General features: G+C 48.7%; 21 protein-coding genes. 7 read left to right on the forward strand and 14 right to left on the reverse strand.

Features of this window, described 5'->3' with window-relative positions; translation table 11 throughout:
• Positions 1–14 precede the first annotated feature (14 nt).
• The 6 genes from HHL17_RS27515 to HHL17_RS27540 all read right to left on the reverse strand — a co-directional run bounded on the left by HHL17_RS27515 (position 15) and on the right by HHL17_RS27540 (position 8537).
• The gene (locus tag HHL17_RS27515; protein ID WP_169228040.1) at positions 15–1433 is read right to left on the reverse strand and encodes a RagB/SusD family nutrient uptake outer membrane protein; all 1419 of its coding nucleotides are present in this window, start codon (positions 1431–1433) and stop codon (positions 15–17) included.
• An 18-nt stretch (positions 1434–1451) separates the two neighbouring features.
• Positions 1452–4796: a SusC/RagA family TonB-linked outer membrane protein gene (locus HHL17_RS27520; protein ID WP_169228041.1), complete on the reverse strand. Its 3345-nt coding sequence runs from the start codon at positions 4794–4796 to the stop codon at positions 1452–1454.
• A gap of 95 nt (positions 4797–4891) precedes the next feature.
• Positions 4892–6013: a FecR family protein gene (locus HHL17_RS27525; RefSeq protein ID WP_169228042.1), complete on the reverse strand. Its 1122-nt coding sequence runs from the start codon at positions 6011–6013 to the stop codon at positions 4892–4894.
• Positions 6014–6057: 44 nt separating this feature from the next.
• Positions 6058–6618 carry an RNA polymerase sigma-70 factor gene (locus HHL17_RS27530; protein WP_169228043.1) on the reverse strand — a complete coding sequence of 187 codons (561 nt, stop codon included), beginning with the start codon at positions 6616–6618 and terminating at the stop codon, positions 6058–6060.
• Positions 6619–6736: 118 nt separating this feature from the next.
• A complete protein-coding gene (locus HHL17_RS27535; RefSeq protein ID WP_206156188.1) occupies positions 6737–7843 on the reverse strand; it encodes an ATP-binding protein in 1107 nt (368 codons plus the stop codon).
• Positions 7824–8537: an RNA ligase family protein gene (locus HHL17_RS27540; RefSeq protein WP_169228044.1), complete on the reverse strand. Its 714-nt coding sequence runs from the start codon at positions 8535–8537 to the stop codon at positions 7824–7826. Before HHL17_RS27540 ends, HHL17_RS27535 begins: the two co-directional genes overlap by 20 nt.
• A 335-nt stretch (positions 8538–8872) precedes the next feature.
• Here HHL17_RS27540 and HHL17_RS27545 point away from each other — a divergent pair, with 335 nt between their 5' ends.
• A complete protein-coding gene (locus tag HHL17_RS27545) occupies positions 8873–10624 on the forward strand; it encodes a DUF885 domain-containing protein (protein WP_206156189.1) in 1752 nt (583 codons plus the stop codon).
• 121 nt (positions 10625–10745) lie between these two features.
• On the opposite strand, the gene HHL17_RS27550 is transcribed toward HHL17_RS27545, so the two are convergent.
• Together HHL17_RS27550 and HHL17_RS27560 are read right to left on the reverse strand one after the other, a co-directional pair.
• Positions 10746–11966, reverse strand: coding sequence for a DUF4272 domain-containing protein (locus tag HHL17_RS27550; protein WP_169228045.1), 1221 nt, complete (start codon positions 11964–11966; stop codon positions 10746–10748).
• A 247-nt stretch (positions 11967–12213) separates the two neighbouring features.
• Positions 12214–13062 carry a 3-keto-disaccharide hydrolase gene (locus HHL17_RS27560; RefSeq protein ID WP_169228047.1) on the reverse strand — a complete coding sequence of 283 codons (849 nt, stop codon included), beginning with the start codon at positions 13060–13062 and terminating at the stop codon, positions 12214–12216.
• A 259-nt stretch (positions 13063–13321) separates the two neighbouring features.
• Between HHL17_RS27560 and HHL17_RS27565 the strand changes: the two genes are divergently transcribed.
• On the forward strand, positions 13322–14038 hold the full coding sequence (locus HHL17_RS27565) for an SRPBCC family protein (protein ID WP_169228048.1): 717 nt from the start codon (positions 13322–13324) through the stop codon (positions 14036–14038).
• Positions 14039–14132: 94 nt separating this feature from the next.
• Here HHL17_RS27565 and HHL17_RS27570 read toward each other — a convergent pair whose 3' ends face one another.
• From HHL17_RS27570 to HHL17_RS27585, 4 genes are all read right to left on the reverse strand, one after another.
• Positions 14133–14435 carry a YtxH domain-containing protein gene (locus HHL17_RS27570; RefSeq protein ID WP_169228049.1) on the reverse strand — a complete coding sequence of 101 codons (303 nt, stop codon included), beginning with the start codon at positions 14433–14435 and terminating at the stop codon, positions 14133–14135.
• Between the two features lie 389 nt (positions 14436–14824).
• Complete coding sequence (locus HHL17_RS27575) at positions 14825–16063, reverse strand: peroxiredoxin family protein (protein WP_169228050.1); 1239 nt, start codon at positions 16061–16063, stop codon at positions 14825–14827.
• A 3-nt stretch (positions 16064–16066) separates the two neighbouring features.
• Positions 16067–16753 (reverse strand): YggS family pyridoxal phosphate-dependent enzyme, encoded by a 687-nt coding sequence (locus tag HHL17_RS27580; protein WP_169228051.1) that lies wholly within the window; start codon positions 16751–16753, stop codon positions 16067–16069.
• Positions 16754–16835: 82 nt separating this feature from the next.
• A complete protein-coding gene (locus HHL17_RS27585) occupies positions 16836–17975 on the reverse strand; it encodes an acyl-CoA dehydrogenase (RefSeq protein WP_169228052.1) in 1140 nt (379 codons plus the stop codon).
• 248 nt (positions 17976–18223) lie between these two features.
• On the opposite strand from HHL17_RS27585, the gene HHL17_RS27590 reads away from it, so the two are divergent.
• A complete protein-coding gene (locus HHL17_RS27590; protein WP_168872552.1) occupies positions 18224–19171 on the forward strand; it encodes an arginase in 948 nt (315 codons plus the stop codon).
• Here HHL17_RS27590 and HHL17_RS27595 read toward each other — a convergent pair whose 3' ends face one another.
• A complete protein-coding gene (locus tag HHL17_RS27595; RefSeq protein ID WP_169228053.1) occupies positions 19172–20254 on the reverse strand; it encodes a DUF3810 domain-containing protein in 1083 nt (360 codons plus the stop codon).
• A gap of 14 nt (positions 20255–20268) precedes the next feature.
• On the opposite strand from HHL17_RS27595, the gene HHL17_RS27600 reads away from it, so the two are divergent.
• Entirely contained in the window at positions 20269–21147 is an 879-nt protein-coding gene (locus tag HHL17_RS27600) for a fructosamine kinase family protein (RefSeq protein WP_169228054.1), read from the forward strand.
• Here the strand turns inward: HHL17_RS27600 and HHL17_RS27605 are convergent.
• Complete coding sequence (locus tag HHL17_RS27605; protein WP_169228055.1) at positions 21141–23573, reverse strand: PAS domain-containing hybrid sensor histidine kinase/response regulator; 2433 nt, start codon at positions 23571–23573, stop codon at positions 21141–21143. The genes HHL17_RS27600 and HHL17_RS27605 overlap by 7 nt on opposite strands.
• Positions 23574–23819: 246 nt before the next feature.
• Between HHL17_RS27605 and HHL17_RS27610 the strand changes: the two genes are divergently transcribed.
• Genes HHL17_RS27610 through plsX form a run of 3 tightly spaced genes read left to right on the forward strand, consistent with a single transcriptional unit; the run spans position 23820 to position 25564 of the window.
• A complete protein-coding gene (locus tag HHL17_RS27610; RefSeq protein ID WP_169228056.1) occupies positions 23820–24362 on the forward strand; it encodes a YceD family protein in 543 nt (180 codons plus the stop codon).
• Positions 24363–24374: 12 nt separating this feature from the next.
• Positions 24375–24569 (forward strand): 50S ribosomal protein L32, encoded by a 195-nt coding sequence (gene rpmF / locus HHL17_RS27615; protein WP_073079237.1) that lies wholly within the window; start codon positions 24375–24377, stop codon positions 24567–24569.
• Positions 24570–24616: 47 nt separating this feature from the next.
• Positions 24617–25564 (forward strand): phosphate acyltransferase PlsX, encoded by a 948-nt coding sequence (gene plsX, locus HHL17_RS27620; RefSeq protein ID WP_169228057.1) that lies wholly within the window; start codon positions 24617–24619, stop codon positions 25562–25564.
• Positions 25565–25930: the final 366 nt, after the last annotated feature.

Below are 25930 nucleotides of genomic sequence, written 5' to 3' on the forward strand. Positions count from 1 at the left end.
TGACGATATGCTTTTTAGTTAGTCCGCTGATTGGTTTCTGATAACGGTAACGGCACTACGTAATTAGGCGTTACATCGCTGCCGGTGGCTGCGCCATTAACCAGTTTGGGTGTCATCACCCTTTTGTAGTAGAAGAACAGTTGTCCTTCACCGAAAAATTCTTTCTTGTATTCTTTACCCAGTTCAGTGGTAATATTAGCCGTGGCGGAGAGGTTGACCAGTCCGCGCGCAAAGCGTACTGTATTCAGGTATTGCAGGGCCTGATCACGGTCAGCGGTACATTCTGCCGCGATGTAATACATTTCAGAGATCCTGAGCATAGGCTGCAGGAAACGGAAGAGTTTTTTGGTATCCAGTACATCATCATATTTCACGAAAGTGCGGTAGGTTTTGCCACCAACAGAAGGCAGTATCCAGGAAGACTTATAGCGATAATCCCCTTCCAGTCCTTCGAACACCGCTGTGAGCTTGGCCGGCGCAGGGGCCAGTATGGCCTCTGGCTGCAGTGCGGGTGCAAAGTAATCACGCTGGTTTTTGTAAAGGTCTGGGTTGTACAGGGCAAAAAGTATTTCCGGAGAGCAGGTGCGGTCGGGATTGATCAACTCGGCATTGATATCGGCCGGTTTCACCCAGGGGAACCATTTGCCGGCATTGGCGATCACGTCCTGAGCGGCGGCCAGTGCTGCGGGTTTATCATCAGCGTACAGCAGCACACGTGCCTGCAGGGCTTTGGCCGCAAAATAGTTGAACCGGGTATTCCTTCTGCGGAACCAGTTCCTTCCGTCACTTTTAAAATCTTCCACGCCTGTGGTAATCACCGGATCAGCCGCAAGGTACTGCTGTGCCGCTGACAGGTCCTCCAGAACAGCTGCTATAATGCCGGTGGCAGGCAGCAGCGGCTGAGGCGCCGCGCTGGTGGTCTTATTGTAGGGGATGGAAGTTTTACTTTTACCTATTGCGTATACGGGCCCGAACAAACGTAACATATCAAAATGTATCATGGCCCTTAACCCCATACACTCACCACGGACCAGGCTTTCTTTTTCTTTGGACAGTATGCCTTTGTGTTTATCTATGGCTTCCAGCACCTTATTGATATTAAGTACCTGTTTGTAAGCGGATGTCCATATCGCATCAAAGCGATCGCTTACATTGGACTGGCTATAGAGGTAGCCGGCAAAGTTGCTGAAGCGGTGGTCGCCGCTCACGTTAAACCGTTGCGCCATCACCTCCACAGTTGTCAGTGTCAGGTCCGCGCCATACAGGCTGTTGGCCGACATGGCCAGATAGATACCATTAAGGGCGTTGGTGAACCCGGCCTCTGTGGAATAGAGGTTATCTTCCGTAAACTTGTCTTCCGGCTTGATGTCGAGATATTTGTTACATGATACCAACAGGCAGGAAACAATTATCAGGAGGTATATCTTTCTCATGTGATCTTGTTTGAAGCATTAAAAAGAAGCACTTACGCTGAAGGCTATCGTATTGGTAAAGGGATATTCCGTGCCCCGTTCTGTGCGTACGGTAGACCATCTGAAGATATCATTGAGATAGGCGTTCAGGCGGAGGCTTTGCATGCCGGCTTTGCGCAGCCAGGGCTGCGTCAGCATTTCGTAGCCCATATTGATGGATTCACCTACAATGGCATTGTCTCTCTGTATAAAGCGGGAAGACATTTCGGTCCTGTCGGTAATGGAAATCCCTTTGAACTGCGCCACGTCGCCAGGATTTTTCCAGCGGTCGTACAACGCTCTCCTGTCCTGGTTATACGCCAGTGCGGTCCTGCCGATGTTTTCCACTTTGTTGTAGAGGGCCGTGTTGAAAAGGTCTGCTCCCCAGCGGTAGCGCAGGTTGATACCCAGGTTGAAAGGTCCGTAGGTAAAGTTACTGCTGATCACCCCTTCCATGCGTGGCCTGGAGTTGCCCACCACGGCAATATCATCGGTACTATAGTCGAAGGTGGTTTCTCCATTGGCTTTCACCAGTACTTCCCGGCCGGTGGCAGGGTCTATGCCTAGTGAAGGCACTGCCCAAATATCATCGGGGCTGCGGCCATCCCGGAAACGTACGAGGGATTTGGCATCCAGCTGCTGTTTGTTAAGGCCGTCCAGTTTGTTATCGAAACCTTCGTACCTGCTGCGTACCATACTGCCGGTATAGCCGAGTCGCCAGATGATGCGTTGTTTGGGTTTATAGATCACAGCATAGTTAGCCAGGGCTTCCACCCCACGGGTGGCCATATATCCGAGATTGGCAGGGAATCCGCCCAGTCCGGTAGATGTAGGCAACGTGAGAATAACAATCAATGGATCTGTCTTTTTATTATAAGCATTAAAAGTCAGGTTAAAACGATTGTTGAACAGCGTAACATCTGTTCCCACGTTTGTATTCAGTGTATTCTGCCACTTGAGATCGGGATTACCCATGGTGATCAGTGTGGCGCCTTGTCCGAATGGATTGATATTCTCGTAGTATTGATACAGGTCTGCGGAAGAGAAACTGCTAAAGTTTTGGTTACCGGTACTGCCGACGTCTGCCCGCAGTTTCAGGCGGTTGACCCATTTAATTTCCTTGAAGAATTTCTCCTGGTGCAGGTTCCAACCGATACCTACAGACCAGAACGGGGAGAATTTACGGTTACTGCCAAAGGCGGTGGAGCCGTCGATCCTGTAGGTAAGATCAGCCATATAACGTCCGTCATACATGTAGTTCGCGCTGGCCATAGCATTAACCCTTCTGTATTTGTCGATGGTAACGCCGGGGCGGCTGTTGGCCTGATATGAGAAGGCAAAAGCGGGGTTGCCGTTGCTGCCGTCCGGGAAGCCCTGTGCGGCGGTACGATAACCCCTGGTAGCGGATTCCTGGGCTTCTGTCCGCAGGTTGGCCGTGATGGAATGTTGCCCGAGCACCCGGGCATAAGTGAGCATCAGATTGCTCTGATAACTGAAAATGTCTGTCCGTGTATTGTTATAGGTACCTTTTTCGTAGATACTGCTGTTGTCAAACTGACTGTTGAGCGGTGACAGGAAATTCTCGCGGGTAGTGTTTTCCTTGCTCAGTTGCAGGCTTCCCTGAAGGCGGAGATAGCTGTTAAACGACCAAATCATCTGCAGGTTGTTTTGTACGCCCATGTTTTTGGTGACATCAAAACTATTGAGTGTAGCGTTATACAGCGGGTTTACCACCGCAATGGTTTTGCCGATCGTATCACCCGGGGGATTATCCAGGTATTTTGTGATGCCACCATTGTCCTGTCTTTTCGGGAAGTAAGGGCTGGCAGATGCAAAGTTGGAGAACGAACCATAGGGTGATTCGTGAGCCGTATATCCGGATACATTCAGTTTGTTGCTGATGTTAAACCTCCCTTTGCGATAGGTAAGGTCTACTGTACCGCCCCAGGCGTCCCTGCCGGAGCCTTTCATGGCGCCGCTGATTTTTTTGTAGTTGACACCCACGCCGTAACGCAGCTGCTCATCACCACCGCCAGCATATACAGAGTGGCCCTGTGTGAAACCGATTTGCACCGGTTCATTCAACCAGTAAGTATTCACGCCCTGTTCCACCAACGCACGATGGGCACTGTACATACTGTCCAGCCACAGCTGCCGCTGCGGCTGATCACTGGCCGACTTCCTGTATCTGCCTGACAGCACTTCAAACGCCAGTTTCTCCCGGGCATCCATCAGATTATAGCTGCGCAGGTCTGGTATTTCCACGCGGAAGTCACCACTGTAATACACCTGTAGTTCGCCTTGTTTGGGTTTGCGTGTTTCCACCACCACTACCCCATTGGCAGCACGGGCGCCGTACATAGCGGTAGATGCCGCGTCTTTCAGGATAGTGATAGACTCCACGCGGTTCATGTCAAGATCGATGATATTGCGCAGTTGTGTTTCAAAACCGTCGAGTATAAACAGCGGCAGGTTGGGATCTTGCCCGAACTGGTCTTTCACTTCAGAAGTGGAGAGGCTCGTTTTACCCCGTACTTCTACGTTGGGCATGGCATTAGGGTTAGCGCCAAACGAATTGTTTTCCACAATCACAAAAGAAGGGTCCAGTGTTTTGAGGCTCTGCACCACGTTCTGGTTGCCAATTGCCTTCAGTTCCGCGCCGGTAAAGGTGGCAACGGCGCCGGTAAAACTTTCGCGGTTACGGGTAACCATGCCCGTTACTACTACTTCTTTAGAGGCAGCATTCCGCTTGAGTGATACATTCAGTTCTCTTTTTTTACCAACAGCCATGGTAATAGGTTCCATGCCTACATAGGAGATGCGGAGAATAGATCCGTTGGTGACAGGGAATGTAAAAAAACCTTTTTCGTTGGTATAGGTACCGCGGTTGGTGCCTGCTTCCTGTATGGTGGCATGAGAGAGCGGCTGACCATCTTCATCAGTGATGGTACCGGTCAATGATGGTGTTTGCGGCGCCTGTACGGGTGTTTGTTCCAACGCCGGGCGATAGCGCAGCACCAGGGTGCCGTTGGTGATGTTGTAGTACACACGTTGTCCTTTGAAAGCAGCTTCCAGTACTTTGTCCAGCGGTTCGTTGCGTACTTGTAAAGTTACCGGCGGCAGTTGCATCATTTCCTCCTGGTTATAGAGGAAGCGTAGTTTAGTCTGCCGGTTCAGTTGCCGGAGGAATTCCGGTACAGCCATGTTGTTGGCTTTGAGTGTGACTTTTGGTTGAGTTTGGGCGCTTACAGCAGCCGTCCACAATACAGAGAAAAGCAGGAGCAATAATGGTTGGCCATATCTTTTCCGGAACATGGCTCCGCCATGCATGTAATTTTTTTTCATTACATTTAGGTTGATTGAATTATAATATGATGATCCAGGCCCTGTGTCTTACAGGGCTTGCTCATAAAACGAACATGCTACAACATGTTCGTTTTTTATTTGTGTTGTTTTACCATGATGGTGCGTTTTGGTTGATCTATAACAAAGTGTATATCTGCCATTTGTTCTAATAAAGTCAGCACCTGTGCAACGGAGGGGGACTTTTCAAGGTTCCCGCCCAGCCGTAGTTGTTGTAATGACATATTTTCAAAGTTCACCGTATAATCATATTCGCGGCCCAGCCGGGTCATAATATCGCCCAGGCTTTCATTGTCAAATATCAGGAGGCCTTCTTTCCAGGCAGTGAACTGCTCGGCATCCACGTGGGCGACGGTCATATTTCCCTGCCCGTAAACCGCCTGCTGGCCGGGAGACAGCTCTCTGGCGAGTGCGCCTGCGTCTACCTTCACCTTACCGGAAACAAGGGTGGTCAGCGTTTTATTCGTATAAGCGTTAATGTTAAACTCCGTACCCAGTACCGTCACTTTCACATCCCCCACTTTTACGAGGAAAGGTTTGGCGGCCATGGGTGTTGTTTCAAAGCAGGCCTCTCCCTGCAGTTCCACTTCGCGGGTATCACCGGAGAAAGCCACCGGGAAACGCAGCCGTGAATCAGCGTTGAGCCATACCCGTGTGCCATCGGCGAGCACCACTTTATAGGTATGGCCACGAGGTACCACGAGGGTGTTAAACACAGGCGTGTTGGTGGTTTGGACAGACTGATACGATGCGCTGGTGTTGCTGGCGGCGATACTGGTACCATCTGCTTCTTTGAGTTGTGTAGCAGAATCAAGTACTACCGTAGCGCCGCTGCCGGTGATCAGTTGTATCTGCTGATTGTTTCCGGCAGCCTGGGCCACTACGTTGGTGGTTGGTTTTTGATGCGGTGGTTTCAACAGGAATACCGCTCCTCCTGCAATCAACCCGGTGACAACCGCAGCGGCGGCCACTCGGAACCAATTAATGGAATATCTTTTTCTGTGTGTATGTTCTATCCTGGCGGCTACTTCCTGCCAGGCGGCTGTTGTGTCCAGTGTGGCTATTTCCTGCCAACCTTCCGCGGCATCTCTGATATCGAAATACGCTGCTTCCTCCGGTGAAAGCGGTCCTTCCTCCCGGGGCTGTTCCAGTTTGGCTGCAAGCTTCTCCCACTCCGGGGATGGTTGATTTTCTGTCATAGCTACTAATGATTAGACAGTGAGGTTTTAAAAAAGGGTAGGTACTACAGGCAGGTTTTTTCAAAAAAATATAGCAGGTTCAGTAAAACACTGATCCACAGCGGGATGAAAGCTTCATTCCGTAAAAAAACATAAGCCGCCTTAATATGAAACTTAACGGTATTAATGGAGATATTCAGCTCACGGGCTATTTCTGCATACTTTTTATTATCAGCAGCACTCATGAGAAAAACACGACGGCGCTGCTCCGGCATACAGTCAATTGCATGCGATAACCGCTGGTAAAACTGCTCCCTGTCCCCATGGTCGGTATCCGGATCGTCCGGCGACATGGCGGCAAAAAGCTGCTGGTGTTTGTCCTGTACTTCCTGCCGGGCAATATGGTTAAGGCTTCTGTTCTTTACCGCGCGGGCAGCATAGACTTCAAAAGGTCCCCTTAACTGTATGGTATGCTGTGTTTCCCAGAACTTTACAAAGAATTCCTGCACAATGTCCTTGGCAACATCTTTATCTTTTACCACACTATATGCCAGCAGGGCTAATGGTTTGAAATGTTCCTTAAACAACAATTCAAATTGCTCCAACGAAAAGGGAGTCTCCTGCATACGTTGTCAAATGGTTGGCCCAACAATTCTTATTAAACAATATGGGTAAAAAACATGGATATATCTCACAAGCGCGGGCCAAGATAATCAATCCATAATTTTTTACCCATACTATTTTTTAGCGGACCTGGTACACCACCTCATGTGCTTCCGTGAGCGAGGGTACTTCCAGTTTGCTGATCAGCCTTTCCATAGCGGCTGCCGGCACTATGTGTTCGCGCCTGCTGTTCTGTTGCAGTAACCGCGATGCCGGCACTTCTACATATACAATGGTCACAGCAGCATGATAAGTAAAGAACAAACTACTGAGCTGTTCCCGCATCTGCCGGGTGATGTTGGTAGCATTCCAAACAAAGGAACGGCCTTTACGCAGGTATTCCCGTGCCTGTTCTTTAGCCACCTGTATCACGGTGCCATTGCCACTTTTATCGGTGGGCGCTATTTTCATGGCTCTTCTGATATCATCCAGGGAGATGACCGGCCATTCTTTATAATGCTGTTGCACATAAGTGTCTTTACCTGCACCAGGAAGACCGCTCATCATCACTACCTGTGTTTGCGGCTGTTCGTACGGCACATAATCCGGTGACACGGCATCCTTCAACAGGTAGTTCATCCTTGCCTCCGCATTGGCAAAAGCCCGGGGCACGCCCCAGCATTGGTTATCACGACACAGCTCTTCAAAGCAGTCGAGCCGGTACAGCAGGTCTGCCTGGTCGTCGCAAATGCGGCCCAGCGCATCAGCGCGGGCCAACAGGGCCAGCAGACGGGTATTCACTTCCAGGCTGGCCATGATCACCGCTTTCTGCGGGTCTTTCTTGTCAAACACCCACAGCGGCAGGCCATGATACCGCACCAGTTTGGCGATCGTTTCCCGGATGTGGAAGGGAGCGGGTATGTCGCGGTATAATATCTGCCGGGCGCGCATCTCCCCTTTGCGGGCATGGCCGGCAGAAGTGATCCGCCCGTCGGGCTCGTGCACGGTAGTGGAATATTTCTCCACATCATGCAGCAGTGCCGCGGCCCACATGATTTCCTGCTCCTGTGGTGACAGTTCGCCGTAGGCGGGCAATTGTTGCAATTGTTCCAGCACCATTTGCGTATGTACGGCCACGTTACCTTCCGCATGGTGACGCGCATCCTGCGGTACGGAAGCCATCACCCGCACCCATTCAAACTGCTGTTCAAGCGCGGGCCAGTCTTTATTATCTGTAATCTGCCACATAATTACCTCCTTCGTAGTTAAGCCGGGCCCGGCGCCAGTGGCGGGTCCAGTGCTGATCGGTTTTCACATGCCCTTTACGGACATATTTAAACACGTTGTGTGAAAATTCGCTGACCGGATAACCGGCCGCATTACGGGATACGATGCCTTCCATAATGGTAGGCTCACCGGTAAATGCATCATGTGGGTCAAAGGCGCCGCGGCCACTGATCAGTGACAGCGTGTCCCGCTCGAAGTCCTGCCGTACAGCCGGCGGCGTTATAGTGCCTACTACCGGTACTACCGGCAAATCCAGCATAGCGGCATAAAAGCAGGTCTCCTCCCAGCTCAGCCAGCGGTCATGTTCCCGGACGCCAAACACATAAAAGTGATGGTCCAGTTTTTTATATTCAATAGAATGTACGGCGTACAGGTTCTCCAGAAAAATCTCCAGGTCTCCCAGGTCGTTTCTAATGGTTTGCCAGTAGCGGCGGATACTTTCGGTCCACGGTGAAGTGGTAGGCGCCACATGAGAGCGTGCAAACACGCCATGGCGGGAAAGACAGTTGTTCTCTCCATCCAGTTTTTCCGTGTGTATCAACTGCGGTATGTTTACCAGCCAGTCCCAGTAATCATGCTGAATACGGTCATCGCTGGTAGTTCCCGGTGAGAACGGATAATGATAAGTACGGCCATATTTTTGGGAAATCGCCATATCAATGAAATTACGAATTACGGATTACGAATTACGAATGAAGCCGTTGGTGTACAGGTATGCCTATGCTACTGGTATACCAGGAGTTTCCTTGTAATTGGTAACGTAATCAGGTTAGACAAAAAAATTCACAGGCCGGTCCCGGAGCGGGACGGCGAAGAAAAGCGGTTAATATGCCTGTGAAATTACATGGCGCAAGGTTTAAGCTGTTTTTACAAATGAGCCGCAAAGATAGGGAACTTTTTCATTTCTGTTTCCGTCCATCCTCTTAATCCTATTGTATATGCCATAATTCTTTATATTAGGTGCCGACAATCAACAAAATCTTCACCATCATGAGAAAGATACTTCTTTGCGCCTCGGCAGCTGCGGCCATGATTGCCTGTAACAATGGCAACAGTACCCAGGGCGGTGGTCAGGCGGACAGTGTGCTCAACAAAGCATTTCAGGCCTACCAGGAACGTTTTATCGACCAACTTTGGAAAGAAAACCCTGATTGGGCCACCAGCGTAGGTTACCATCAATACGATTCTGTACTGATAGTACCCGACAGCGCTGCAGCACAAGCCAGCCTTGCCTTTGCCCAACATCAGCTGGACTCCCTCAAAACTTACGAATTAAGCAAGTTGTCCGATGCCAACCAAACAGATTATCACCTGATAGAAAACTATCTGAAATCTGTACAGTGGGGCATTAAAGACCTGAAGAACAACGAGTGGGACCCTTCTTCCTTTAACGTCAGCAACACGTTCGCTTTTATTCTCAACGAAAACTACGCACCGCTGGAATCCAGGCTGCGCAGCTTCTCCTCCAGACTGGGCAATGTGCCGGCTTACTATGAAGCTGCCAAAAAACAAATCAAAGACCCGGTGACTGAGCTCACCGCGCTGGCAGCAGACCAGAACAATGGCGGCGTATCCGTTTTTGAAAAGGACTTCGTGGATTCCCTGCAAAAAACCAGCATCGGCGCAGATGAAAAGAAAACGATGATAGCCCGCGCGCAGACAGCCGTGAAAGCCATCAAAGATTACGCAGCATGGCTGAAAACGCTGAAGCCTGAGCACCCGCGCAGCTTCCGGCTGGGCGAACCTTTATACGACCAGAAATTCAATTACAATGTCCAATCCTCTTTCACCGCTTCACAGATCTATGATTCTGCTGTAGCACGCAAGACGTATGTACATGGAGAAATGGCTAAAATCAGCCGTCAGCTGTGGCCTAAATATTTTGGCAGCCAGCCCGTACCAACCGACCAGCTGGAACTGATCAGCCGCATGATCGATACCCTGTCTGTAAAACACGTGAAACCGGAAGAATTCCAGGCGGCCATCGAAAAACAACTGCCAGAGCTGATTGCTTTTATCAAAGAAAAAGACCTGTTGTATATCGACCCTTCCAAACCACTGGTAGTACGTAAAGAACCTGCCTACATGGCTGGTGTGGCCGGCGCTTCCATCAGCGCCCCCGGCCCGTACGACAAAGGCGGCAACACCTACTACAACGTAGGCAGCCTCGAGGGATGGCCTAAAGACAAAGCAGAAAGCTACCTCCGTGAATACAATCACTATATCCTGCAAATCCTGGATATCCACGAAGCTATTCCCGGCCACTATACCCAACTGGTATATGCCAACCAGTCACCCAGCCTGATCAAATCACTGATGGGCAACGGCGCCATGATAGAAGGCTGGGCGGTGTACACCGAACAGATGATGCTGGAAAACGGCTATGGTAACAATGAGCCTGAAATGTGGCTGATGTGGTACAAATGGAATCTGCGGGCGGTATGCAATACCATCCTCGATTACAGCGTACATGTGAAAAACATGAGCCGTGAAGATGCCATTCGCCTGCTGACAAAAGAAGCCTTCCAGCAACAGGCCGAAGCAGAAGGAAAATGGAGAAGGGTTAGCGTGACCAGCGTACAGCTCACCAGCTATTACACCGGCTACAAAGAAATCATTGACCTGCGGGAAGCTTATAAAAAGAAGATGGGCAAGGATTACAGCCTGAAAGCTTTTAATGAGAAATTCCTGAGCTATGGCAGTGCGCCGGTGAAATATATCCGTCAGCTGATGCTGAAATAATAAACATTTAGATATTTGGTTATTTAGATATTTTATCATTTAAAAAAAAATGCAGCGGAGATAAATCTTCGCTGCATTTTTTTAATAATCAAATATCTAAATAATCTCAATAACCCAATAATCAGGTATCACATGTAACCTCGTCCCACGGCTGATTGCGGTAGTTGATCAACCAATTGAGCGCATAGTGCCTTTCATACACCACGCCCGGATGTACCGGTGCTTCCTCGCTTTTCAGGCGGGCATCCACGCATGACCAGTGTGCACGGTAGTAAAGATCGTTGGCATCGAGGATGGCTGCTGCCGGGCGCAGCGTGGCTGCTTTTTCAAAGAAGAAAGCCGGATCACCGGACAGGCCACGGAAAGGAAATACTTCTTCCGGCACCAGGTCCAGGTTACAGAGATCTGTCATATACCCCAGTTCCGGCACCAGGTCGAGTGCCCACAGCAGTACCCAGATACTTTCGCACTTCCAGGTAGCTTTTGTTTTTTGATCTTCCGTAGGATTATCCAGGAAGATTTTTTCAGCTGGTGAAGTGTGCTCCCACAGCTGATTTTTTTGCAGATAGCTGATCACCTCTTTTCCAGGAAGATGGCCAAAGGCCACGCCATTGATAGCCGTAAGGACAGCTACCCTTTTGGCTATTTCTTCGCGGGAACGGAGCGTGACTGCGCTTTCATCGACGATGGCCGGCAGCATGGCGCTGGAGCGGACACCTATGGCCTGCAGCTGTTGCAGGCTGCGGGCTTTTCTTTCCAGTGCTTCCGCGGAGGGAGGCGTCTGGTTGTCGAAATATTTTGCCTCGATATTTACGTTAAGATTGGTAGCGGTAGAATGACCGTTCACGTCCAGCAGCAGGGCGCCTGTTTTATCCCAGAAGCCTTGCACGTCTGTATTGAAGATCACATTGCCTTCGGAGAAAAAGAAAGCGTCCAGTTCGTAGGCCAGTTCCATCACGGCGGAGCGGAGATCTCCGTTGAAGGAAGGTTCAGCCTTGATCGCTATTTCAGTATTGATGGTAGGAATTTTTGCCAGCAGCCGTTGTTTCAGCTCCTGATTATCGGCATCGATTTGTTGAACAAATGCGTGCATGCCGTGCAAATTAACGATGATGGGCTCATCACTGTGTTCCAGGGTATAGCCCGGCACTGACCGTTGACGGTAAGTGATTGTAATAGTATTGCCTTTTCTTAAACGTCTCTTTTTCGAAACTACGGTAATACTCTCCCAGTTGTCTTCCTGTCCGTTTACTTTCAGGGCGGATGCATCGAAATGCGCACGCATGCGCGTCAACACCTTCCCCATATCTACCTCATGCGTGTAGAGGGTACAATTTTCCATGCTAATTTTTTCGAGGGGCCAAAGGTAGCCCAAACCAATAGAAAATCAACTTTGGAGTTTTCTATTTTTTCCGTAGTCGGGAATAATTATTGCCTTCGTATAATAAAAAAGAAGCATAACAATGGTAACCAAACGTGCCAATTACCGGTGTGCATTATTGTTGACAGCGGCCCTGATCGCGGCCAGCTGCGTTCCCCCGAGGAGACCACAGCCGCCGCATCCACCACGGCCGCGCTTGTCATCGGCCTTATTTATGGCTTTTGTTCCGTTTTTGCAACAAGTGGATTATCCTGTTGAGTTTCACCGGATCATTGATATAAGGTGATAAATCAAAGAGTTCAACTTTCCGGAACTGTACCGGGTGACTTTCACTTTGCAGGGAAATAGAGCCTTCTGTGAGCAGTTTACCGTCCTGTTTCACAGCAGGACCGGCATGTGATACGTTGCCACCACCAATTTGCGGCTTATTATAGACGATCACGGTATCGCCTTCCACAATATGTTTAATCACGGAATCACGCAGTACCAGTGCTTCCACGTGCACCCACTGGTCGCCATGATACGTTTTGGAAGTAGAGCTGATGCAGTGATCGGTGATCAGCTTGCCATTCATCACCACATTGGTGCCGGGCGTACACAGGTTGGCCGTGCTTCTGGGGTCTTTGCCATTACCACCGAGGAGCTGATTTTCCAGGGAGATGGGGAAGTCCTGGTTTTTCGTCATAGTAGCTGCCGGTTGACCGTGCAGCATAATGCCGCTGTTACGGAAAGCCCATCCCGGTCCGCCTTTCACCTGATCGCCGGTGAAGCGGTATTCTGCCACCACGAGGTATGCAGAGAAATTCTTTTTATAAAAGATGTGCCCGTATCTTTCTTTGAATTCGTCGTATTTGTCGTAGCTAACGGTGAGATAACCATCTTTCACACGGAAGGTATTACCGAAGTTATCATTGAGATCATAACCGGTTATTTTAACATCCCAGTCTTTCAAATCCTTGCCGTTGAAGAGTTTCAGCCATTTGTTGGGGGCTATTTCCTTTTGTGCATAACTGTGGAGGCCGGAGAGCAGCAATAACGTGGTCAGTAACTTTTTCATATGTTCAGTTGTTTGGCCGGTTAAGATAGTCTATCAGCCAGAGAAATACAAACATGGCATATAATTGGGCGTGTTGAATGCATTTTATCCATAGACTGCGATACAATCGCACGAAACTGTGTAATTAATTACGCACCGTACCCATCATGCCACAGGTATTTAATATTAATTTTAATATTTAGCCATTTAGGTATTAATATCTTAACATCTTTTAACAAAACTCGCAGGGTTTTCGCTGCATCACCCCAAACTGTATCTAATGACAAATCCATCAAATGGTCATGTACCACCTAAGGCGGGACCGCTCTACGAAAGTTCAAATATTATCAATGTAACTCCGGAAGGCAGGATTGTATCCATTTTCACAGGTGCGTGGCTGTTGGGCAGTGCTATCAGCAAGGTCGACAAAAAGCCGGCAGGCAGCTTATTGAAGCTGTTGGCCGCTGGTTACCTGTTGTACCGTGGCATTTCCGGCAATGATCTCGTCAACGGATTGCTAGGCAGGAGAAAACCCGACAAACACACCGCTTCCATCAACATCCGCACTTCTATGAAGATAGACAACCCGAAGGAGGAGGTCTATTATTTCTGGCGGCAGTTGAACAATCTGTCGTTATTTATGAGACATCTGAAATCAGTGGAAGAAATAGATCCGTTGCATTCTCACTGGGTGGTGAAAGGACCAGGTGGCATTGGCACGCTGGAATGGGATGCTGAAATTGTGAAAGAGATACCTGGTCAAATGTTGGGCTGGCGGTCTTTGCCTGGATCGTCTGTAGCTACTGCTGGTCGGGTTACGTTCCAGGAAACGGTGAATGGTGGCACAGAAGTGGATGTTATGATCTCCTATCGCCCTCCGGCCGGCTACATGGGCAGTGGCCTTGCCTGGCTGTTAAATCCTGCATTTGAAAATATGATCGACCGGGATATCAAACGTTTCAAAAATTATATGGAAACCGGAGAAATCATCGGTTAATTTAGCCATTTGCTTATTTTGATATTTGGATATTTAAAATGCATGAAGATGACATCTTAGACATCCAAATATCAAAATAGCCAAATACCAAAATTTATGAAAGGGCTTCCTTTTTAAAGCGGTTGTATTTTCCCTGTGCTTTGTTGATCAGCCTTAAAACGCGTTCGCGGGTATCGTCCTGCAGGCCATCAATTTCTTTTTCAAACACCTCTTTGAGATCTGAAAGATCTTCACCGCCATGATTTACCATACCATTTATTTTGTTACGCCAGTCATCCGCAGTATGCCTGATTTTTCTACGGGTATTATCGCCACTTTCCGGGGCTGTTAACATACCAATAATGATCCCGGTGGTTAACCCTGCAATTGCTCCTGCTAAAAATTTGGTAGTAGACATAATGTGTAGATTTTATGTGGTTTAACAAAAAAAGCCAGTGCGTGGTTTAAACCTGCACAGTGAAGCAAGATTTTCAAATATCAGGCCATAACGGCCACCGCAAATGTTAAGATAGCGTGAAAGAAAATACGTGGAATTTACAAAGGCTAAACGTGGAGGCTTCGTTACCTGCCGGAACAATACCAGTATTGACATTGTTCCGGAGGTGGATTGACAAGCGTGTTAGATAATGGTGGAATTCATAAAGTCAAACGGAGCAGTAAAATAGGTAAGTTTTTTAATTTTTCAATAGTTTTTGAAAGAGATGAAAAAATAAATTTTCTTAAAAAGTCAAATCCTTCCCGGCAACTGTGTACCAGGAAGGATTTGCACTCTTTTATCCGTTTAAATTACGATTCGAGCAATTGGCTGATCAACCTTTCAAAGTCGGCTTTGAACTGTTCATAATGTTCTCCTGTGCCCGGTCCGGAAAAGCCGGTATGCACTTCTTTCACATTTCCTTTTTTATCAATGAAGATGGTAGTCGGAAAACCTTTGATACCTGTCAGCTGCGGTAGGGTCTTCTCTCCTTTTTCCGGGTCAGCCGGTGTAACGCCGGTGATCAGTACAGGATACTGCACATCAAAACGGGTCAGGAAACCGGAGAGTGCCTTTTGGGATTTTTCGAAGTCAGGTGTGCGTTCGTAAGACAGCCCGATCACTTCCACGCCACGGTCTTTATTTTTCTTGTACCACTCGCTGAGGAAACCGGTTTCGTCCATACAATTGGGGCACCAGGAGCCCATCAGCGTGATGACTACCACCTTGTTTTTAAAACGGTCGTCATTAATGCTGACTTTTTTACCGTTCATATCAGGGAAAGCAAAGTCGAGTTTTGACTGTCCTGGTTTCATGGTGGCAATAGTACGTTCATCGGGCAGTTTGGCGGTATCATTTTTTACGGCTGACCAGTTTTCCACATGATCACCAATACCAGCGAAGAAGCGGCCGTTAACGATACTGTCTTTTTTCACCACCGCTTTGAAAAGATAAGCGTGGGAGCCGTCGAAGGTAGAGAGACGGAGGGTATCGCCGTCCATGCTGCCATCGAGGAAACGGTAGTCGCCCGTGGTAGTGAGGAAAGTACCGTGTACCAGGTCGCCCATCTGTTTGAACTCACCGATAGCGTTGCTGGTCTTATTGTCTTTATCCACGAAGGTGGTCACCCAGCGGCCGGTCACCTGTTGCGCAGGTGCGGCGCCTTTAGGGAAACGTTCAGCGGTATTAGGTTTGGCTGTAAAAGGCACAGATACGTCTTTATCAGCCAGGTGGCGGGTCCATTGGCCTTCGAGGCTGCCGCCGTCAGCGAAACGGGCTTTAAAGTCAGAATCGAAGAAAGGCATTTTGATGAAGACAGAATCACCGGAGACTTTCACATCGTCTACCAGCAGTTTGTCGGTGGCATTGAGCACATAGAGTACTTTTTTGCCGGCGGTGTCTTTCACGAGGAAATTAAAGACGATGTCAGCGCCATCGGGGCGGTGCAGGCTGGCCTGCCAGGTACCCGGCGTAAGTTCTTTTTTTGCATTGCCCGTATTGCAGGCGGTCATACCGATACCTGCGAGGCAGTAGATCCAAAGTCGTTTCATAAGTTACTTGTTGTAGTTCCTTTCTCCAAACAGCAGGCTGCCGATGCGCACCATGGTGCTGCCCTCCTCCAGCGCGATGGTATAATCAGCGCTCATGCCGATGGATAGTTCCCTGAAATAATCCTGTGTGTTAAAAAAAGTGGTTTTAACAGACCCGAATAACTGGTGGAGCTGGTGGAACTCTTGGCGGACCTGTGTTTCATTTTCGGTATTGGTGGCCATGCCCATCATGCCGGCGATACGGACGTGTGCAAAATCCTGCTGGTGGCTGTTCCACGAGGCAAGCAGTTGCTGTAACTCCTGCTCGTCCATGCCGAATTTTGTTTCTTCCGCTGCAATGTGGACCTGTAAAAGGCAGTTGATCACCCGTTGGTTTTTAGCCGCCTGTTTATTGATCTCCTGCAACAGTTTGAGACTGTCTACCGCATGGATGGTGTGCACAAAAGGAGCCAGGTATTTGACCTTATTGGACTGGAGGTGCCCGATAAAATGCCATTCGATATCGGCCGGCAGAACGGCCTGTTTTTCCACGAGCTCCTGTACGTAGTTTTCGCCAAAGATGCGCTGCCCTGTTGCATAGTATGCCTCGATATCTTCCACCGGCTTGGTTTTGGAAACCGCTACCAGTTTGGCATGATAAGGCTTCAGTTGGGACAGCACTTCATTATAAGCATTGATGTTGATAGCCATCCGGCAAAAGTAAACAATGCTGGTGTAAAATAAAGCGCCCCGGGGTTTTGGTCCCGGGGCGGCTGTGAATATTTGGTGATGATTACGCCAGTATCGAGCGGCTGATCACGATACGCTGCACTTCGGAGGTGCCTTCGTATATCTGGGTGATCTTAGCGTCGCGCATGAGGCGTTCAACGTGGTACTCTTTCACGTAGCCGTAGCCGCCGTGTACCTGCACAGCTTCTGTAGTTACCCACATCGCTGTTTCAGAGGAGAACACTTTAGCCATAGACCCGCTGAGGGTATAGTCGAGGTGATGGTCTTTTTCCCATGCCGCTTTCAGGCAGAGCAACCGTGACGCCTCGATTTTAGTGGCCATATCCGCCAGTTTGAACTGGATGGCCTGATGCTGGGATATTTCTTTTCCGAATGCTTTTCTTTCTTTGGAGTATTTCACGGCCAGTTCGTACGCGCCGCTGGCGATGCCCAGTGCCTGGGAAGCAATGCCGATACGGCCGCCGCCCAGCGTTTTCATGGCGAATTTGAAACCGAAGCCATCTTCCCCGATCCTGTTTTCTTTCGGTACGATCACGTCCTGGAACATGATACTGTGGGTATCGGAACCGCGGATGCCCAGTTTGTTTTCTTTGGCGCCAACAGTCACGCCCGGGCTGTTTTTCTCCACGATCAGGGCGTTGATGCCTTTGCTGCCCTTTTCCGGATGGGTTTGGGCCATTACCAGGTACACGCTGGCGGAGTTACCGTTGGTGATCCAGTTTTTAGTGCCGTTGAGCAGATAGTGGTCCCCTTTATCTTCTGCAGTAGTACGCTGGGAGGTGGCATCAGAGCCGGCTTCCGGCTCACTCAGCAGGAAAGCGCCGATGATTTCCCCTTTGGCCAGTGGTACGAGGTATTTCTGTTTCTGTTCTTCTGTGCCATAGGTTTCCAGGCCCCAGCAAACCAGTGAATTATTCACGCTCATCACCACAGAGGCGGAAGCATCTATTTTCGATATTTCTTCCATCGCCAGCACATAGGAGATGGTATCCAGGCCTGCGCCGCCATATTTAGGGCTTACCATCATGCCCAGAAAACCCAGTTCGCCCAGTTTTTTGATCTGTTCGGCCGGAAATTTCTGATGCTCATCACGCTCAATCACTCCCGGTAAAAGTTCCATTTGGGCGAAATCACGCGCAGCCTTTTGAATCATAAGATGCTCTTCCGTAAGTTGAAAGTCCATGGTTTTAGTTGTGTGTTTAAAATAATATTGATAAAATCCAAATTATTTATAAATCAGGACGTAAAAAAATGCCGCTGGGAAAATTCAACGTTGTCAACCATATTGTGGCAATTATTGAATAAAATACCAGGATAACGCAACTGTATTGGATTTGGTTCATACAAAATATGTCCTTTTTTTACCATTCCCCGATGGCCTGCTTTGGGTGTTCTCCCAAAATCCTGTAGCTTGCCGGTAATGAAAACTTTATGAAGAACATTAAAATAATAGAAGTCAAGTCGGAAATAGGGGCTGGTACCCGGGGCGCAAGCCTGGGGGTGGACGCGATCAAGATAGCAGCACTGGACTTCATGAGCAACTTTTTTGTACACTTTCCCACCGAAGCCATTGAAACGGAAAACAAACTACTGTTTGAGCCCATTGAATCCCCCTATGCCAAAAGGATCAAGGGCACTGTGAATATGTACGAACGTATCAGTAAAAGCGTATGTGAAACGGTGAAAGCCAATTGGTTCCCGGTATTGCTTTCCGGCGATCACAGCACCGCAGGCGCCACTATCGCCGGGCTGAAAATGGCGCATCCCAAATCCAAGCTGGGCGTGATCTGGATAGATGCCCATGCCGACCTGCACACGCCTTACACCACGCCTTCCGGCAATATGCACGGGATGCCGCTGGCCACCGCTATCGCGGAAGACAACCTGGACTGCAAAGTGCACGACCTGGATGAACCCACCACCGGTATGTGGAACGCGCTGAAAAATATTGGTAAAATAGCTCCCAAAGTATTACCGGAAGATATTGTGTTCATCTCCCTGAGAGATTATGAGAAGGAAGAAGACTACCTGATCAAACAATACGGCATGAAGGTGATCACCACCAATGAAGTGCGCCGCAAGGGACCGGAGAACATCTCCCGTTCCGTGTTCCGTTATTTGAGCGACTGCGACTATATCTACGTGTCTTTTGACGTAGACAGCCTGGACGCCTCCATTTCGAAGGGCACCGGTACCCCGGTGAGCAATGGTTTAAGGGAGCGTGAAGCAGAAGACCTGATTGCCAAGTTTATGCAGCACCGTAAAATCTGCTGTTTTGAGATCACGGAGGTAAACCCGACACTGGACCGGGAAAACCTGATGGCCGAGATAGCGTTCAATATCCTGCAACGCAGTGTGAACGTGCTGATGATGAACTAATCAGCGTATTTTAAACCAGGCGATGAGCCATCCGGTCACTTCGCTGTAGCTGCGGATCCCTTTCTTCTGTTTATTGGCTTTAAGGTATTGGTCATATAAAATGGTGGAATAGTCGTCCACTTTACCTGTATACTTTTCGTAGAAAGTAATAATGCTTTTATAATCCGCTTTCACGCCGGGCAGCGCCCGGTGCCAGATATCCTTTGCCAGCGTGGTGTCCCTGATGGCCAGCTGGCGCACGCTATAGAGGAGCATATCAAAATTGGCCGCATAACGGAAATGACTATCCTGAATACTGGTAGCCGCGAGGTACCCTACAAAATTGGCCTCTTCTTCCGGCGCGTATCCCAGCTGATGGGCAATTTCATGGCAGGTGATAATGGGCTGTATCACCGGGGGCACGGTGGTATTTACCTGTGCCTCCAGCGTAAAGGGATTGAGATAGCCCGTCACCCCGGGATAATTGAGCCATTCGCCGAAGAGTGCTTTTTTAACGCAGGGCGCCTTATACCGGAAAGCAGGCCAGCGCTCGGCGGCAGCCTCATAGGCCGTAGCAGCCTTATCAAACAGCGGTGAACTTTTGTCGGCCAGGGTTACGCCGACGGTATCGCCCAGGCGTTGTTTTTCAGCGTTGGTGAGTCGCAGCAGGGTATCTGACAACTGATAGAGCTGTTGTGTATTGTAGTCGCCGGTAATAATACCGGTATCGCGCAGCAGGGTATTCCTTTCGTAGTTGAATCCCCAGAGGATGAGGAAAGCGAGGTATAGCTTCAGGATAAAATGGATCCCCCGCAGGGTGATCCAACCCGCCTCTTCCCATTGCAGGCGGATGAGTTTATAACATAGTTTTAACAAATAAAACAGGGAAGTTACAATCCAGGCGGTATATATTACGTCCCCAACACTGAATGGTACTATACCTGTTAACTGTCGAAATACCATACTGACACTGCTGTACCACCTATGGAAGTAAGCATCGCTGAAGCGGTTACTCCAGGCAAAGCATCCCTTTAACAACAGTATACCCGCAAGTGTTAATACAATACGGACGATCTTCTTTTTAATTTTGGCTTTTGTTTCCATATAAGTGGCGAAACATGATCGATGAAATTCTACAAAAACAACTGAGCGCGGCATTATCCGAACAGCTGAAAGTGAAAATACATATTAATGACGCAAAAAGCGTACATGGTGGCGATATTAACCAAACATTTCGTATAGGCACCAACGAGGGATACTTTTTCCTGAAGCTGAATGATGCCCGTCGTTATCCGGATATGTTTGCCGCCGAATATGCGGGGCTGGAGGCTTTGCATGCCGCACGTGCGTTGACAGTACCGCAGCCGCTGGCTTACGGCCAGAGCAACGGGCAGGCCTATCTGTTGATGGAGCTGATGATGAAAGGCAATGCCGTACAGGATTTCTGGGAACATTTTGCGCAGTCGCTGGCGCAGCAGCATAAAAAAACGCAGCCGCATTTCGGGTATCAGGCGCCGAATTATATCGGTACGCTGCGGCAATATAACACTCCTTACAGCAGCTGGCCGGTATTTTATGCCTTTAACCGGCTGATGCCCCTGATCAGAATGGCTTATGATCAGCAGGTTATAGATCAGGGTATGGTACAGCAGGCGGAGCGGCTTTGCCGGCAGTTGCCGCAGTTGTTTCCTGCCGAGGCTCCGGCGTTGTTGCATGGCGACTTATGGTCGGGTAATTTTATGGTAGGGCCGGATGGCAGGGCTTGTGTATTTGATCCGGCCGTGTATTACGGTCACCGGGAGATGGATTTAGCGATGGCACGTTTGTTTGGTGGTTTTGACACCCGTTTTTATTATGCCTACCAGGCAGCCTGGCCGCTGTCGCCGGGATGGCAACAGCGGATTGGTGTTTGTCAGTTATATCCTTTACTGGTACATATGTTATTATTTGGCGGCAATTACCACAGCAGCATACGGGAAATATTGCAGGCCTATTGATGCGGATGCGAGGCAGCGTCCACAAATTCCCGCATACGGGCATATTCCTCATCCACCACCGGGTAGTATTTGTCCACGTCTGCCACGATTTCATCGAAAAGGCGGGTGGTACCTTCCGGCTGTTGCGGTTCTCCGGTGCGGAGGTTGTTTTCCAGTTCCTGCATTTTGGCGCTGATCCAGGTAAGGCCCACCATGGCGAAGTTGGGTTTCAGTTTATGCACCTGGAACTTCACGCGCTCCCAGTCGCCTGTATCTACGATAGCCTTTAATTTTTTGATTTCGTCCCGGATGGTCCGGATAAATATTTCAAATAAGTCAGCCGCATAGGAAATATTGTTCTCATAGAGCGCTGTGAGATACTTAACGTCCAATTCCGGGTGGAACTCAAATCCGCTGATGTTCTGCACTTCTTCTTCCATTATTAATTCTGTTTCTTCTTCGTTGAGATATTTGTTAAAGATCTGTAGTAGCTGGTCCGGTGTATACGGTTTAATAAGAATATCGGTGATGCCCGCGGCCCTCACGGTGGCGGCGGTGTTTTCCATGGCAACAGCCGTAGTGGCGATAATAGGTGTAGCCACATTGAATTGGTTTTCATCTGTTCTGATCTTTTGGGCCAGTTCCAGTCCATTCATACCGGGGATACGGATATCCATAAGGATAAGGTCATATTGCCGGGCGTTGAGAAACCATGTGGCATCGGGTCCATTGGTGGCCAGCTGGTAATTGATTTTATATTTTTCCAGGAGGCTCATCATGTAACGCAGGTTCATCTGATTATCTTCCACTACCAGTACACGGGCTTCCTCAAAGGTACGTTGTTTCAGTTTTTTACGTGGTTTGTTGCCCGATGCGGAGATAGGTTTTCTGCTGTCCATGAATGGGAGGTCAAAGACAAAGCAGGTATTATATCCCGGGTAATCTTCCACGCTGATGGTGCCTCCGAGCAGTTCCACGAGTTGTTTTACGATAGCGAGGCCGAGGCCTGTGCCGCCGTATTTTTCGCGGATATCTCCTTCTGCCTGTTTGTAGTTGCGGAAAATCAATTCCAGTTTATCCTTGCGGATACCGATGCCGGTATCACACACGCGGAAGCGTACCCAGATGGTATTATCGAGCCAGCTTTCCTGTGTGGCTTTAATGGCTATTTCTCCTTCGCTCGTGAACTTCTCCGCATTACCTAACAAATTCAGCAATATTTGGTTCAGCAGTACGTCATCGCCGATCAGCCAGGTGTTGAGGTTGGCATCCAGTTCAGCGGTGATGGAGACCGGCCTGCGGCCCAGTTTTAGCTCAAAAGTCTGCCGGAGGGACTGTATCAGTTCCCGTGGGTTGAATTCCCTTTGGTTGACCTGCAGTTCCCCTGCTTCTATACGGGAAATATCGAGTATATCACTGACGATGCCCAGCAGTATGCCGGAGGAGTGTTTAAGGATGTTGACATATTCCTTTTGTTGCGTGTCGAGACTGGTTTCTTCCAGGAGGTGGGCCATTCCGATGATGGCGTTGAGGGGGGTGCGTATTTCGTGGCTCATGCTGGCCAGGAAATCTTTTTGTGCGAGGCGTGCTTCATCGGCCAGGCGGCGGGCGTTTTCCAGGTCGCGCTGGAGGCGTTTCTGCCCGGTGATGTCCATGTGGATGCCGGCGCCGCCGGTGATGTTACCGTTGCGGTCGTACACATTGGCCGAGCTGGCGAGCACCCATCTGCGGGAGCCGTCTTTCAGCACGATTTCCATATCATAGAGCAGCGGGAGGTTTTCCGAGAGGCGTTTACGGCGGAGGGCGCGGGCGAAGGCGCGGTTTTCCTCCGGTACGAACACGTCGGTAATATTTCTACCCAGCAGTTCCGCTTCTGTGTAGCCGGAGAGGCGGCAGAAGCTTTCGTATACACGGGTGATGTTACCGTCCAGGTCCGTTTCGCACATGGCCGCGTTGAGGTTATTGAGCATCACGCGGAATTTGTGCTCATTATGTTTGATTTCCTCCTGGAACTGGTATTTACGGGTGATATTGATGACCTGCCAGACGCTGCCCTGGAAGGCGGGGCCGTTAAAAAGAGCGGTATAGGCCACTTCCACGGTAGTTCCGTTCTGCAGTACCAGTTCCCAGCCGAAAAGCGATTTTTTTTCGTTCCGGAGGGCATTCATTTTAGCGGCAAAAGCTTCCTGATTGGCGACGAATGGTTTCAAAAGCTGGATAAGGTCGTCAAAAGGCAGATTTTCCGGGATTGGATATGGCAGGCGCTGCAGCAAAACGTCGTTTGTCCAGCGGCAACGGAAATTTTCATCTGTCACGAGGATACCGGCGCTGGTGTGGCTGAGCCAAGCGTGGATAGGCAGCGAGCAGATGTCCGGAGTGTCACGGGACTGTGTTTGATCCGTGTCAGGGGCCGGGATTTTCCTTGCATTCTTTCCTTTGGATGTCATTGGTTATGATGGCCAGGGGACTTCGGTTTTCAATTTTCATGGTTGTATTGCAAAAAACAGGTATGAGATAAAGGCAGAAATTCTTACCTTTGCGGCTCACTTCCGCTGTTTGCAACAGCAATATGGATGATATTCTGATATATAAATATATATAATCTGGATATCGATAGTGAACAAATTTAGGAAATTTTTGCAATTGCAAATATTTAATTACCTTTGCATCCCTCTAAAAGTGAGGACATTGATATGAAACCACTCCGCGAATTTGATATAGCCTTTGTTGGATTAAAACCAGGGGTGCATTCATTTCAATATGAGATCGGAGAAAGTTTCTTTGAGCATTTTGAAGGAGAAAGGGACTTCAGTGATTGTAAGGCAACAGTGAACCTGACGCTGGACAAAAAGATTAATTTCTTTTTGCTGAAGTTTGAAATCGGCGGTACGGTAACAGTTACCTGCGACCGTTGTGGACAGCCTTACGAGCTACAGCTCTGGGATGAGTTCAACCAGATTGTGAAAACGGTGGACAATCCTGAAGAAATGGCCAGCGAGGACGCAGATCCGGATGTAGCGTATATTTCCAAGACCGAAAGCCATCTGAACGTGGCGGAATGGATATACGAGTTTATCCTGCTGAGCATTCCGATGCAACGTATCCATCCTGACACTGCCGACGGCAAAAGCGGATGTGATCCCAAGGTAATAGAAATGCTGGAACGTATGAACCAGCAGGCTAAAGAGAACGATAACCCAATCTGGAAAGGGTTGGATAAATTTAAGGACAATTAAAAATTAAATAAAATGCCAAATCCTAAACGCAGACATTCTCAGCAGAGATCAGCAAAGAGAAGAACGCATTATAAGGCGGTAGCGGATACATTAAGCACAGACAGCGCAACCGGTGAAGTGCACCTGAGACATCGTGCTCATTGGGTAGAAAACAAACTGTACTACAAAGGAAAAGTAGTGTTGGAAAAACAGAGCGCCGCTAAATAATTTATTTTACTATTTTTACCCGAGCTAACAAGACAAACTTGAGTTACATGAGAATCGGGCTTGATATGATGGGAGGCGATTTTGCCCCCGCAGCAGCAGTAAAAGGAGTAAAATTATTTTTAGACACCGTTGCATCTGATGCGCATCTGGTGCTGATAGGGGACGAGTCACAACTGGTCCCTTTATTAGCGGAAGCGCAGGTGGACCAATCAAAATATTCAGTTGTTCATTCATCCCAGGTAATCGGGATGAATGAGCACCCTACCAGGGCACTGAAAGAGAAGCCACAATCCTCCATCTCTATTGGCTTTCATTTACTGAAAAATGAGAAGATAGATGCTTTCATCAGCGCAGGTAATACCGGCGCCATGATGGTAGGTACCTTCTATTCCATTAAAGCCATTGATGGTGTGCAACGCCCAACTATTTCTACCCTGGTCCCCCGTGAAAACGGTACACAAGGACTAATGCTGGATGTAGGTATCAACGCTGACTGTAAACCTGAAAACCTGGTGCAATTCGCTATCCTCGGCTCCCTGTATTCCAAACACATCCTGAAGGTTGATAACCCGAAGGTGGGTCTGCTGAATATCGGCGAAGAAGAAGGTAAAGGCAATTTACTGGCCCAGGCCACCTATCCGCTGTTAAAAGAGACCAAACAAATCAATTTCATCGGAAATATCGAAGGCAGAGATGTTTTATCCGAAAAAGCCGATGTCATTGTATGTGAAGGTTTTACCGGCAACATTATCTTAAAAATGGCCGAATCCATCTACGATATCACGTCAAGACGTAATATCAACGATGAATACCTGGCCAAATTAGACTCAGAATCTTATGGCGGCACACCCGTGCTGGGCGTTTCAAAACCGGTTATCATCGGTCATGGTATCTCCCAGAACGTTGCCTTCAAAAATATGATCCTGCTGGCACAACAAATGATTGAAAGTAAATTGCTGGAAAAGATCCAAGAGAGCTTCCACAGCAATAGCTAAGAGAATAAGATATTGAAAAAGGGCAAGCCGTTTGGTTTGCCCTTTTTTTGTTCCGTCATTTTTGTCCCCAGGGCTGAAGCCCTGGGCTACGATGTTATTCAGGTTTTTAAGGAAGAATGGGGTGTGATGGATGTAATAAGGTTTTACTGGTAATATGGGAATAGGGTTGCAATAGATGAGAAAAGATTTTACCGGTAATATGGTGGCCGGAACTGTAATGGATGGGAGAAACGTTTTACCAATAATCTGGAAGCCATATTATCCTTTAGAACCTGAACGACATCGTAGCCCAGGGCTTCAGCCCTGGGAATGCGAAAATGATCGATGGGGAATGCGAAATTTGCCCCGAAATTTTGGAATGATTGA

Origin of the sequence: Chitinophaga fulva (assembly GCF_012927205.1) — a bacterium.
In the GTDB taxonomy this organism is placed as follows: Bacteria; Bacteroidota; Bacteroidia; order Chitinophagales; family Chitinophagaceae; genus Chitinophaga; species Chitinophaga fulva.